Below are 12668 nucleotides of genomic sequence, written 5' to 3'. Positions count from 1 at the left end.
ACATTCATTGTTATTCCGTTTTTATTTTGGTGTATTTCTGCTGTTCATGGAGCCAGTCGAATTCCGTCTCCAGCGATAGCAGCTCTTTTTTTATTTTTGTGAGTCTGGAAAGAACTTCAACCCGCTTCTCTTCCTCGTCTTTTTTTGATTTTAGCGTCTGCCGGGCTCCTTCCAGCGTCATTCCTTTCTCTTTTACCAGATGATACACGATTTCTACCTGTTGTATATCTTCACGGGTGTACTGGCGGGTACCTCCCGCTGTTTTTTTAGGATTGATATTTTCGAATTCCTTTTCCCAGAAACGTAGAAGTGACACGTTGACCGCAAAATGATCGGCCACTTCCTGAATGGAATAGAAGAGGCGCTTGTCATCAAACTGAATTGGTTTCTTTCTTTTTCCCATAATAATCTTTTTGTAAATGGGCACGGTTGGAATAATTGGCCGGATAAATGTTATCCATTTCAAAAATAATATTTTCCGTTAGGAGGGGCAAGTTTTTTCGCTATTATTCGCCTGATTTCTGTTTATCTCCCGTTTTTTTCGCAATATAAATGATAGAACTTGCTTGCTCCGGATTAGATAAGGAGCGTATAAACCCCATTGTACCCACTCCGAATGCCCTGGCGTATCGTGTTAATCGGTTACTCCCTCTGTATTTTTCACTTAGCAGGGAGATATAAAAGGCATCCAAAGGCATACGTACCCTCTTTACTATTTTCAGATGGTGTTTGGTAAGTAGTTTATCGACGGTGCCGGGGGAGAAATGCCAGAGATGCCGTGGAATATCGTAGGCAGCCCACAGCTCTTTGTAAAATTCAGCATCGTAAGAGTGGCAGTTAGGGAGTGCAAGTACGATAATTCCTTCCGGGGTGGTGATCTCCTTTATTTTGTCGATAGTTTCATTTAGCTTTTCCAGATGTTCCAGTACATGCCACAGCGTTACGACATTGAATGAGGAACTCTCTATCTCCCAGAAAAAATTCTCGTCGTTTACCGACAGGCCGGAACGGAGAGTTGCGCTTTCCCGGGCTTTTTTATCTTTCTCGATACCCGAAACAACCCATCCCCGTTCCTTTGCCGCCTGCAGGAAATAACCCGTGCCGCAGCCGATATCCAGTAACCGGATGGGGGACTTGGTCGCATTAGCTGCTACCAGGCCGACTTTTTTTCTCAGCATCTTTTTCCGGAAGTGGTGGTATAACCGGTTGATCAGCCCTTTGTCTGAATCGGAATGGGAGATATAGTCCGGTGAGTCATAATATCTCCCGATAGCATCTTCCGAAGGAAAATTATTCGTGAAGCGAAACCCACAATGGGCACAATCACAGACGGGAAATACCTCTCCGCTTGAGAAGTAATCGACACCGTCAAAAGTTTTCTTCAAATCGTTACTGCCGCAAACAGGACAGCTTGTAATGGTAATGATGGACATATATCTGGATTGAATCCAAAAGTACGACTATTCACGTGGAAAGACAAATTTTTTTATTTCACTGATTTCTCAAAGATGCGAAAAAAGTCAGCGCGCAGGCATATAGCTGGAATCATTAGATGCCTATACCGGAGCAGCTATTCTTCTCGTCGTTTGCCTTTTGAGCCCGAATATTCGAGTTTTTAAAATAGCTGATTAATTCCATGTATAGATAGAACAGTAAGTGGTTGTTTTTTGTTTCACACGGTTTTATTATTATACTTAGTTAGGGTTTGCCCGGTATCATCAAACTGGGTATTTATTTTTGACTTGAAACGGCTTCCTTTTCAAATAGTTTCGGTAGCGGCGGTTGGCATTATCCCTTCACCGAATTCCTTGATAATACATCCCAGAATAATATGGATATGACGGATATCTTTCTTTAGGATTTTCACGGGTTCGTGGATAAGCCGGCCGTCAGGATATGTTTTCAGGTTGGAACTGTAGCCGATGATATGGTTTTCTCCTCCGCTCTGCAACCGCTTTGTAACCGCAATTTCTTTTGTCTCTACATGATAATTCCGCCCCCATATAATAAGATTGAAATCTGTCAGCCGTTTGAGTACAAGGATGGAGCCCGACGGATATTCGGGCATACTGTCGCCATAATGACGGACGGCTGATGTGGCTTCCGGAAATAACCCCCCGGCATCAATCCACTCATCTTCCCTGTTAAGAGACTCCTTTGCGCTGAATCCTCTTTTCTTCCCTTTCCTGCTGGCAGCCGGAGCATTATCATGCAGCGGTATTCTTCCCTGAGACGATATTTCTGTGGATGATGGTTCGTTTATTTCAGGGATCTCCGTGATTTGCTTCTCATAGGTACCGATGCGTTTCAATAAATCATTATGGTTTATATTGAATGCTTCGCAAAGCTTCAGCGTCAATTTTTCCGACGCTCCCCTTTCTGTATTTTTTATCAGGTTTAGATACTGAGGTTTAACACCTAAAGAGGCGGCTATTTCTGCATAAGAAGTTCCTTTCTCTTTCAAGCCTTCTATCTGTTCTATAAACCACTCTTTCCGTATCTTTGCAATACTTAACATAATAATAAATCAAAAAGATTTGTTTTTCTTGTTTAATAAATCATAATAATTTACCTTTATCGCTTTCGATTTAAGAGGCGACGATAAAAATATGCAAGATACCAGAAGGAGGCATGACAGGCAATATGGTTACCGATATCCAGAACAGAGATTAATAAAGCTCCCCAACTTAAACAGAATCCCGGTTATTAGTTATTCCCATAAAAAATAAATATTATGCAGTATTCAAGAAGACAATTTATTAAAAAGGCAGGAATCGCCACCGCAGGTTCCGTTGTTATTCCCCATCTGACGTGGGCGGAAAGTACACCATGGACATCTAACAGCAATACGTTGAAGGTAGGATTAATAGGCTGTGGCGGCCGGGGTACGGCTGCAGCACAGGAAGCACTGAACGCCGATGACAATGTCGTGCTATCTGCCATGGCCGATGCATTTTCTGATAGCCTGGAATCTTCTTTCCAAAAGCTCAAAGAGAAGGAACCTCGTAAAGTGCAGGTAACGGAAAAGAGTAAGTTTGTGGGTCTTGATGCTTACCAAAGACTTATCGAGTCAGATGTGGATGTAGTCTTACTGGCGGCTCCCACTGCTTTTCGTCCCGACCATCTCGAAGCTGCGGTAAACGCCGGGAAACATATTTTCTGTGAGAAACCTTTTGCCGTAGATGCTCCCGGACTACGAAGGGTAATGGCTGCTGCTCAAAAAGCAAAAGAAAAGCAGTTGTCGCTGGTTTCCGGATTTTGCTGGCGTTATCATCTTCCGAAGAGAGAAACGTTCGGAAAAGTGCTGGACGGACAGATCGGAGGAATACTAACTGCGGAGGCTACTTACAATACTGGTGAACTATGGTATAAGGAGCGCCAGAAGGGATGGTCAGATATGGAGTATAAGCTCCGTAACTGGCTTTATTATAATTGGCTTTCCGGAGACCATATTGTTGAACAGGCCATCCATAGTGTCGACATGCTTCAATGGGCAATGGGAGATGTAACTCCTTTGCGTGTGACGGGTAGCGGTGGACGCCAAAAGCGAATAGACCCCAAATACGGAAACGTATTCGATCATTTTGCTTTGACCTACGAATATGAAGGAGGAGTAAAAGCCTATTTCTTTTGCCGTCAGCAAAACAATACCGCCCCCTCTTATGCTGTCGAACTGGCCGGAGATGAAGGTCGGTGTCTTGTGGATTGCCGTACCGGAAAACATGAAATAACCGGTAAAATGCCCTGGAAATATGATGATGAGACGAAGTTTACAGATGAAAATGCCTATAAAAAATCACAAAGCAGAAGTATGTATCAGCAGGAGCATGATGAACTCTTTGCCTCTATCCGTGACAGTAAACCGATAAACGACGGAGAATGGATGGCACGCTCCAATCTGGTGGCTTTAGCAGGACGAATGGCGGGTTATACAGGGCAGACAATTTCGCTGGAACAGGCACTTTCTTCAGAAGAAGTCCTGTTTCCGGCAGACCTGTCGTGGGAAACTCAGTATGATGTAGAGATAGCGATACCCGGTATCACAGAATTCAAATAATAATGCATATGAACAAACGGGAATTTATCAAATCTGCTGCCGTTATTGCAGGAGCCACGGCAGTTACCCCCCTCTCTTCGGTTGTTATCCCTTCTTCGGTCTTAGCTTCTGTCCCGCAAGACAAATCCGGAGAGCAAGTAAGGAATGTAACCTTAAAAAAGAGTTTAGGGTTCGGAATGATCAATGAAGATTTGTCGTTAACCGACAAATTCAAACTTGCCAGGGATCTGGGTTTCGATGGAGTGGAACTCAACAGCCCGGTAGACTTGCCGATAGCGGAGATACTTGACGCAAAAGAAAAGTCGGGAATCGAACTCCCCTCGGTGGTCAATAAGGATCACTGGAGTTCACCGCTTTCTGATCCCGATCCGGCAGTGAGAAAAAAGTGCATTCAGTCGGTAGCCGCTTCGCTGCGCGAAGTAAAGGAACTGGGTGGTGATACCGTGCTGGTGGTACCGGGAGTCGTTAACGAAAAGGTGTCATATGAACAGGCATACATCAATTCCCAGAATTCTATCCGTGAATTGATCCCTTTTGCAGAGGAGACCGGCATGCAGATTGCCCTGGAGAATGTATGGAACAATTTCCTCATCAGCCCCGTGGAAGCCAAAAGATATGTCGATGAGATCAATCATCCGCTGGTGGGATGGTATTTCGACATCGGTAATGTGTTGCGTTATGGATGGCCGGAACATTGGATCCGTACATTGAACAGGCGTATCATGAAACTCCATATCAAGGAATTCAGCCGTGAGTTGATGAATTCAAAAGGATTGTGGGAAGGTTTTAAGGTGGATCTGTTGAAGGGAGACAATAACTGGCCGGTGGTCATGGAAGCAGTACGTGAGATCGGTCACACGGGCGGATGGCTCACCGCTGAGGTTCCGGGTGGAAACAGGGATCATCTGAAAAAGATCTCCATGCAGATGGATGAGATTATTGGATATTTGTAATATGTTATAATGGCCTTATTCATCACGATATAATACAAACAACTTATTTACCTGTTTCACGACTTCCCCTTCACGGTTTTTATTCACACACTTGGGGATACGGAGTTTTTCATGTAATTTTGCATCTTGTTTAGAATAAATAAGAAGCAAAGAATAGTTTATATGATCACTTCCAAAGAGATAAGACAATCGTTTAAAGATTTCTTTCAATCGAAAGAACACCGGATCGTGCCTTCGGCTCCCATGGTGATAAAGGATGACCCTACACTGATGTTTACCAACGCGGGTATGAATCAGTTTAAGGATATTATTCTGGGAAATGCGCCGGTAAAATATCCTCGCGTAGCCGATTCGCAGAAATGTCTGCGCGTGAGCGGTAAACATAACGATCTGGAGGAGGTGGGACATGATACTTACCACCATACCATGTTCGAGATGCTGGGCAACTGGTCGTTCGGCGACTATTTCAAGAAAGAGGCTATTGCATGGGCATGGGAGTATCTGACGGAGGTGCTTAGATTAGATAAAGAACGGTTGTACGTCACCGTTTTTGAAGGAGCTGCTGAAGAAAATCTCGCACGGGACGATGAGGCAGCTGCTTACTGGGAAGAATACCTGCCCAAAGAACGGATTATCAATGGCAATAAACATGATAATTTCTGGGAGATGGGCGATACGGGCCCCTGCGGTCCCTGTTCCGAAATTCATATCGATATCCGTCCGGAAGAAGAACGGACTAAAATAGACGGATTGTCGCTCGTGAATCAGGGTCATCCTCAGGTGATTGAGATATGGAACCTGGTGTTTATGCAGTATAACCGTAAGGCAGACGGTTCGCTGGAGCCGCTCCCCGCTAAAGTGATTGATACCGGAATGGGATTTGAACGACTCTGTATGGCGGTACAGGGTAAACTGTCGAATTACGATACCGACCTTTTCCAGCCTATAATCCGAAAAATAGGAGAGATAAGTAACGCGCTTTATGGCGAAGATCCTGCGAAAGATGTAGCAATGCGCGTCGTTGCCGACCATCTGCGTACCATCGCTTTCTCCATTACCGACGGACAACTTCCATCAAATGCCAAAGCGGGTTATGTGATCCGCCGTATCCTGCGGCGCGCGGTACGTTACGGTTATACTTTCCTGGAAATGCACGAATCGTTTATGTACAGACTTATCCCTACGCTTATTGAAGTGATGGGTGATGCTTATCCCGAACTGGCAGCACAGCAGATACTTATTGAGAAGGTAATGAAAGAGGAAGAAGAGTCGTTCCTGCGAACGTTGGAAACCGGTATCCGTCTCCTGGAGAAAAATCTGCCCGAACAGGAGGGTGGGGTGTTGAGCGGCGAAGTGGCTTTCCAGCTCTATGATACTTTTGGTTTCCCGCTGGATTTAACGGAACTGATCCTGCGTGAACACGGAATGACGGTCGACGTAGCCGGCTTCAGTACTGAAATGGAGAAACAGAAACAACGTGCCCGTAATGCCGCTGCGGTAGAGACCGGCGATTGGACTAAAGTGCGTGATGGTGAACCGGAGTTTACAGGATATGACGAAACCGAAACCGAAACCCGTATATTGCGTTATCGTGCTGTAAAACAAAAGAACAGGGAATTCTTTCAGATTGTACTTTCACGCTCACCCTTTTATGCTGAAATGGGGGGGCAGGTAGGTGATACCGGCTGGCTGATTCCTGAAGAAGGCGAGAAGATCGATATTTTTGATACCAAGCGGGAGAATAATCTTGCGGTACATTTTACGCGGAAATTGCCGGCGAATATAGAAGGAACCTTTACTGCCCGGATCGATACGGAAAAGCGGACGGCTACCGAATGTAACCATACTGCTACCCACCTGATGCACGAAGCGCTTCGTGAGGTGTTAGGCATGCATGTCGAACAGAAAGGGTCGTATGTATCCCCTGAACTGTTGCGGTTCGACTTCTCCCATTTCGGGAAGATGACACCCGAAGAGATTCGTGAAGTGGAAAGACGGGTGACTGCAAAGATACGGAGTAATTATCCTATTGAAGAGCATCGCCATGTGCCTATAGAAGAGGCAAAAGCCCAGGGAGCAATGGCGTTGTTCGGTGAGAAATACGGTGATGACGTGCGTACCGTCCGCTTCGGTTCGTCTATTGAATTGTGCGGAGGTACCCATATCTCCTCTACCGGACGTATTGGCACATTCCGTATTATTACCGAAAGCGCTATTTCTGCCGGTGTACGCCGTATTGAAGCGGTGACGGCAAAGGTGTGCGAAGAGTATCTCTACGCCAAAGAGGACGTCTTGCTCGAAATAAAGAGTGTGTTCAATAATGTACCTGATGTGATGCAAGGGATCCGCCGGTTACTTGCCGACAACGAAGAGATGGAAAAAGAGATCCGGGAGTATGTGAAAGAGAAAACCGAACAGTTGAAGCAGCGAATTATCGATAAAAAGCAGGATATCCAGGGTATAACCCTCTTTAAGCTGATCATGCCGATAGGATCGGTTGATGTGGTGAAAGATATCGCTTACCAACTGAAAGGACAGTTCCCGGAGAAGATGATGTTTGTGGCCGGAACTTCTGCCGATGGAAAACCCAGTCTTACCGTTATGCTGAGCGATGATCTGGTGGCCGGAGGATTACACGCCGGGAATATGGTGCGTGAAGCGGCCAAATATATTCAGGGCGGTGGCGGCGGACAACCTCACTTCGCCACAGCGGGCGGCAAGAACGCCGATGGGTTGATTGCGGCTGTAGACTCAATTGTACAGAAATTGAATGATTATTGATTTGATAATGTGATGATTTACTGATGTGTTGATTGGTAATTAGTAATTAATAATTGGTAATTAAATTACAATCGGATAAGTTCCAGCACCCGTTTCCATGTATTCGGGTGCTGTTTTGTGAACCGGCGTACTTTACTGTCCCGCAGGGTTGTTTTAAGCCACTTGCGCCAGTAGAGGGCAAAATAGAAGGTGAGCGGCATCAGGATAAAATAACCGAGCGCCAGCAGCCAGTCCTTTGTAACGGCACCGACGATAAGCGACTGGATCAGGTCGAATATGGGGACAAAAAAGAGTCCCGCGGCATATCTTGCCGATGGGATAAACTGCTTATCCTTGAACAGACCTGATAACTTTTTATTGATCAGGATGGGGAAGATACCATTCAGGAATCCCAGGAATGCTATAGGAGCGCTAAGGATAAGTGCCATGAAACGGGCAAAAAGATTCCATCCGGAGGAAGGTTTCCATAGCCGGTCTTTCGAAGTGAGTCCATGCTCTTTCAATAGGGCGTGGGCTTCACGAAAACCGGCTGTTTTTTGATCGAATTCCGTGCGATTGTCTTCGTACAGTTCATCCAGTTTTTTCACGATATAAAGCGATGCCTGCAGAAAATCGTCTTTTCTTTCTGAGAATTTTTCACGGGCAATCCGGTCACCGTTCCAGTCAATAGCGTGGCAATATTCGTTATAAAACGCATCATTCCATATATTTACTACCATCGATTTCAGACGGTTTTCCAGTTCCTGCCTTAACTGATTGATCGCCAGGACGGGATTCTCTTTGTAAATGTCCCTGTAATCAGAAACTTCAATGGGAGTGCCGAAAGTGATATAGGCATCTGAAAGGAAACCGGTAATATCCCTATAATAGATGGCTACCGGAACGATTTGGCTTTGGAGTTGAAAATCGACAGAGGCTTCGGTCGGTAATACAATGCGGGGAACAGCCTTTTGTATAGGTAGCAGTGATTGCTTAGGGTTATGTTTTGCTTCGGGAAAGAGTGCGAGCGGATTATTCTTACGCAGGATACGGGCCGCATTATCGAAGATCTCATTATTTTTGTCAAGATTGTCTTTGCCGTCACGGATGCGGAAGACTGGCATAATACGCATTCCTCTCAGCAGCCAAGCCACAAAGCTCTTTCTAAAAATATCGGCACGCGCCAGGAAGACGATCTGTTTCAGGTGATAGCTGGAGAAAACCAGCATCAGCGCATCTATGAGTGCATTGCGATGGTTAGGAGCAAAGATAATTGCCCTTTTCTTCGATACATTTTCTTTTTTTCCGATAAATACCAGTTTTTTGAAATACAACCTCAGAGCGGTATTTACCGGTATCTTGGCCAATGTATATCGAAAATCGTAACGGTATATCATAATCTTGGATGTTTTAAACAATATTATTAAAGAAACAGGGTTGGTTTAAGGCATTACTGCGGAAGTAATCACACGTCTTCTCCAGTAAAAAGCCAACAAGAGCCCGGCAACGATATGCCATATTCCCCACCATGCGGCGATAAAAGCCATTCCTCCCAGATGTAATTCGGGAGGGAATATCCGGGGATTGAAAATCAACGCAAGCCCCAGCCCTGAATTCTGGATACCGGTCTCGATGGAAATTGTTCTGCAATTGATCTCGCTTATTTTGAGTGTTTTAGGCAAAAGATATCCACCTAGGAAAGCCAAGCCGTTATGAATAAGAACCAAAAAGAATATCAGATGGATATAACGGAGGAACAGGTTGAAATTTCCAGCCAGTGCAGCCACAATAAATCCGATGAAAAAGATGATCGAGGCGGACTGTACTGGTTTTTCCACTGTTCTTGCAAACTTGGGAAACCTCATTCCTACGAACATGCCTAAAATCACCGGGATACCCAGGATCAGGAAAACTGTCCGGAACATCTCTACCGGATCAATTGTGATAGGAACCAGCAGGGGGGAATGTTTCGCATAGAGTCCACCCCAGAAAGCGAAATTGAACGGTGTCATAAAAAGGCTCATCACGGTAGTGATGGCGGTGAGACTTACTGAGAGAGTGATATTCGATTTCGATATGGAGGAGATCAGATTCGATACGTTACCACCGGGGCAGGCTGCTACCAATATCATCCCCATAGCTACGGCGGTACTGGGACGAAGCAGGATCACCAAGACAAAAGTAAATGCCGGAAGAAGTATATATTGCGCAATAACACCCAGTAATACCGGTTTCGGGTTGAATGCCAGTGTTTTAAAATGATGGGGTTTGATACTTAGTGCCACACCGAACATGATAAAGGCAATGGCGATATTCATCAGGTTGACACTCTCCTGGTTAAAGTTTAGCCGGACCGTGTCGAGTTGTTCCAGATTTCCGAAAAGGGACAATAATGGAGTGAATTGCATTGGATGACTAATTGATTGTAAGTTACAAAAGTACAAAAATTATCATTCTGAAACATCCTGAGATTTTTTTGGTAATAAGTTTGATTGGTTTTTTGAGATAAAATTTTGTTTTGTTGCTCTTTTTTCTTTTTTTGTAATCTGAGAGAAGGCAAATCAACTAATCAAAAATACCGGGATTGAGCATATTTAATAATACCGTTACCTTTTGCAGATGAAAAGGTGATTCTCTTTCGATATTTATAGTGAATTTCAATGGATCGTTTTGGTTTGGATATCAAATATTTGGATTTTCATATGATTAATCGACGTCAGTTTGTCAAGCGAGCAGCCATCTGTTACGGTTCCCTACTGCTGTTACCCGGCTGTGTGCGCAGGGTGGAAAAAGAATCCCCGAGTAGTTATAGGGGATGACGGGAGTAAACATATAGTTACACCCCAGAATGGTGGTTATAACCATGTGGCAGCTTGTGTAGGTTCAGGTACGGTCTCTTACGGTGCGATGGCATGGCGTTTTATGCCGGAGGATTTTCACCTGAAATCGATCTATGGTCCTGTAGAAGGCTCTACTCTGGAAGACTGGCCGTTCTCGTATGAAGAAATGGCGCCCTATTACACGAAGGCAGAGCATGAAATAGGTGTGGCAGGGGATATGAGCGGGAATCCTTTCGCTCCCAATCGAGAGGAACCTTACCCGATGCCGCCTTTTGAATATAATAAGGAAGGGCGTTTCCTGGCAAAAGTATGCAAAGAAATGGGATTGCACCCTTTCCCGATACCCATGCTTCGGAACTCGGTTCCCTACAATGGGAGGCCGGGATGTATCAGGAACCGTACTTGCTGCGGTTATGCCTGCCCCGTGGATGCCAAGAACGGGACGCACAACACCGTTATACCCGTAGCCATGCAGACTGGCAATTGCCAGGTAAAGACCCATTGTTTTGTCTATAAAGTCCATACCGACGGCCAGCAACAGGCAACGGTTGTCTCCTACTTCGACGAAAAGAATAAAAGCCGGCAGATGGAGGCGGATATCATTGTTGTAGCGGCTTCTGCTACGGAGACAGCGCGCCTCCTGCTAAACTCCAAATCGCAGCAATTTCCCAAAGGGATAGGCAATGATAACGACTGGGTAGGGCGTAACCTGCAGGGACACGCATATACAGGTGCAACAGGGATATTTGATTTCGATGTCCTCGATCTCCAGGGCCCGGGCGCTTGTGTTGCCATAATGGATTATAATCACCATAACGAAGGTATCGTTGGAGGAGGTTTGCTGGCCAATGAGTTTTTTATGATGCCATATGCCTTTTCCGGTTTCAGGCCGGGTGGGTCACCCCGGTGGGGGGCTGAACATAAATGTTTCCAGCGTGAGAATTATTACCGGGTGAGCCGGATGATAGGACCTATACAGGAAATGCCCAATTTTGATATGCGGGTGACAGTAGACGAAACGGTAAGGGATTATTGGGGGGTACCGGTTGCAGCCATCTCCGGATCACGTCATCCCATTGATCAAAAGCATTGTGCTTTCCTTTCGGGGAAAGCACTGGAGATCATGCAACGTGCAGGAGCCTCCCGGGCATGGGCACATGGTGGCGGTGGTGGAATGACAGGCGGGCAGCACCAGGCAGGTACATGCCGTATGGGAGATGATCCGGCCACATCGGTTGTCGACCGGTTTTGCAGGGTGCATGATCTGGATAACCTCTATATAGCCGATGGAAGCGTATTGGTCACCAACGGCGGTTTTAACCCGGTTCTTACCATTATGGCCATGGCTTACCGTACCGGTGAACAGATTGTGAAAAAATATACAGGGGGTGAGGCATGAAAAAAAGTTATATGATCATTGCAATTGCGGTCGCAGGATTTCTCACTATAGCAATCTCCTATGTTGCATGGAACAGAATGGATCCGGATTTCACCTGCGCTTTGTGCCATGAAATAAGACCCAGTTGCGTCTCCTGGAAAAACTCCGTCCATACAGATATTTCCTGCACGCAGTGTCATGGCACAGCATTAAGTGATGGTTTTACAAGCCTGTCGGAGAAGGCCCGGATGGTATATGTCCACTTTACCCGGAAAAAGACCAACGAAGACCTTTACCTTAACGAATCGCAGGCTATGGCCATGGCAGACAAGTGTGCGGAATGTCACAAGGCGGAGTATACGGCCTGGAAATCGGGGGCGCATTCCACTACCTACAGGGATATTTTTATGGATGTGGATCACAATAAAATGGAAAAGCCCTATTGGGATTGTTTTCGTTGCCACGGCGCACATTATGACGGCAATATCCACGATCTGATGTCACTTGAGGGAGATGCCACAGCGTGGGAGATAAGGGACGGCAAACAGGCCGATCGTCCGACGATAACCTGCCTGACATGTCACCAGATGCATGGTGGACAAGATAAGCGAATTGGATATACCTCGTTACTCATGTTTCGCACTTCCCTCAAACCATTGACAAAGAAATAGAAGGGAAAT

General features: G+C 45.6%; 11 protein-coding genes. 6 read left to right on the top strand and 5 right to left on the bottom strand.

Features of this window, described 5'->3' with window-relative positions; all coding sequences use genetic code 11:
* Positions 1-10: 10 nt before the first annotated feature.
* The 3 genes from U2P89_RS03180 to U2P89_RS03170 all read right to left on the bottom strand — a co-directional run bounded on the left by U2P89_RS03180 (position 11) and on the right by U2P89_RS03170 (position 2518).
* Entirely contained in the window at positions 11-403 is a 393-nt protein-coding gene (locus U2P89_RS03180; protein ID WP_076928294.1) for a MerR family transcriptional regulator, read from the bottom strand.
* 103 nt (positions 404-506) lie between these two features.
* Positions 507-1385 (bottom strand): class I SAM-dependent methyltransferase, encoded by an 879-nt coding sequence (locus U2P89_RS03175; protein WP_322190595.1) that lies wholly within the window; start codon positions 1383-1385, stop codon positions 507-509.
* Between the two features lie 374 nt (positions 1386-1759).
* Entirely contained in the window at positions 1760-2518 is a 759-nt protein-coding gene (locus tag U2P89_RS03170; protein WP_091905458.1) for a LexA family transcriptional regulator, read from the bottom strand.
* Between the two features lie 123 nt (positions 2519-2641).
* Here U2P89_RS03170 and U2P89_RS15225 point away from each other — a divergent pair, with 123 nt between their 5' ends.
* The 4 genes from U2P89_RS15225 to alaS all read left to right on the top strand — a co-directional run bounded on the left by U2P89_RS15225 (position 2642) and on the right by alaS (position 7791).
* On the top strand, positions 2642-2710 hold the full coding sequence (locus tag U2P89_RS15225; RefSeq protein WP_139233419.1) for a RagB/SusD family nutrient uptake outer membrane protein: 69 nt from the start codon (positions 2642-2644) through the stop codon (positions 2708-2710).
* 24 nt (positions 2711-2734) lie between these two features.
* A complete protein-coding gene (locus U2P89_RS03165; RefSeq protein WP_313380865.1) occupies positions 2735-4057 on the top strand; it encodes a Gfo/Idh/MocA family oxidoreductase in 1323 nt (440 codons plus the stop codon).
* A gap of 8 nt (positions 4058-4065) precedes the next feature.
* A complete protein-coding gene (locus tag U2P89_RS03160) occupies positions 4066-5010 on the top strand; it encodes a sugar phosphate isomerase/epimerase family protein (RefSeq protein ID WP_313380863.1) in 945 nt (314 codons plus the stop codon).
* Between the two features lie 162 nt (positions 5011-5172).
* Positions 5173-7791, top strand: a complete 2619-nt coding sequence (gene alaS / locus U2P89_RS03155; protein ID WP_322190594.1) for an alanine--tRNA ligase — start codon at positions 5173-5175, stop codon at positions 7789-7791.
* A 65-nt stretch (positions 7792-7856) separates the two neighbouring features.
* Here alaS and U2P89_RS03150 read toward each other — a convergent pair whose 3' ends face one another.
* Positions 7857-9167 carry a 1-acyl-sn-glycerol-3-phosphate acyltransferase gene (locus U2P89_RS03150; RefSeq protein WP_091905445.1) on the bottom strand — a complete coding sequence of 437 codons (1311 nt, stop codon included), beginning with the start codon at positions 9165-9167 and terminating at the stop codon, positions 7857-7859.
* A 45-nt stretch (positions 9168-9212) separates the two neighbouring features.
* A complete protein-coding gene (locus tag U2P89_RS03145) occupies positions 9213-10178 on the bottom strand; it encodes a bile acid:sodium symporter family protein (protein WP_322190593.1) in 966 nt (321 codons plus the stop codon).
* A gap of 313 nt (positions 10179-10491) precedes the next feature.
* On the opposite strand from U2P89_RS03145, the gene U2P89_RS03140 reads away from it, so the two are divergent.
* Positions 10492-12009, top strand: a complete 1518-nt coding sequence (locus U2P89_RS03140) for a GMC family oxidoreductase (RefSeq protein WP_322190592.1) — start codon at positions 10492-10494, stop codon at positions 12007-12009.
* 11 nt (positions 12010-12020) lie between these two features.
* Positions 12021-12659 carry a multiheme c-type cytochrome gene (locus U2P89_RS03135; RefSeq protein ID WP_322190591.1) on the top strand — a complete coding sequence of 213 codons (639 nt, stop codon included), beginning with the start codon at positions 12021-12023 and terminating at the stop codon, positions 12657-12659.
* The last annotated feature ends 9 nt before the right edge of the window (positions 12660-12668 follow it).

Source organism: Proteiniphilum sp. (assembly GCF_034331125.1).
Classification (GTDB): Bacteria; Bacteroidota; Bacteroidia; order Bacteroidales; family Dysgonomonadaceae; genus Proteiniphilum; species Proteiniphilum saccharofermentans.
This window is presented reverse-complemented; position numbering and strand designations above follow the sequence as displayed.

Excerpts from the sequence above, each read along its gene's own strand:
- U2P89_RS03135 (WP_322190591.1), top strand. The coding sequence starts at position 12,021 with ATGATCATTGCAATTGCGGTCGCAGGATTTCTCACTATAGCAATCTCC.
- alaS (WP_322190594.1), top strand. The coding sequence starts at position 5,173 with ATGATCACTTCCAAAGAGATAAGACAATCGTTTAAAGATTTCTTTCAA.
- U2P89_RS03160 (WP_313380863.1), top strand. The coding sequence starts at position 4,066 with ATGAACAAACGGGAATTTATCAAATCTGCTGCCGTTATTGCAGGAGCC.
- U2P89_RS03165 (WP_313380865.1), top strand. The coding sequence starts at position 2,735 with ATGCAGTATTCAAGAAGACAATTTATTAAAAAGGCAGGAATCGCCACC.
- U2P89_RS03145 (WP_322190593.1), bottom strand. The coding sequence starts at position 10,178 with ATGCAATTCACTCCATTATTGTCCCTTTTCGGAAATCTGGAACAACTC.
- U2P89_RS03180 (WP_076928294.1), bottom strand. The coding sequence starts at position 403 with ATGGGAAAAAGAAAGAAACCAATTCAGTTTGATGACAAGCGCCTCTTC.
- U2P89_RS03150 (WP_091905445.1), bottom strand. The coding sequence starts at position 9,167 with ATGATATACCGTTACGATTTTCGATATACATTGGCCAAGATACCGGTA.
- U2P89_RS03170 (WP_091905458.1), bottom strand. The coding sequence starts at position 2,518 with ATGTTAAGTATTGCAAAGATACGGAAAGAGTGGTTTATAGAACAGATA.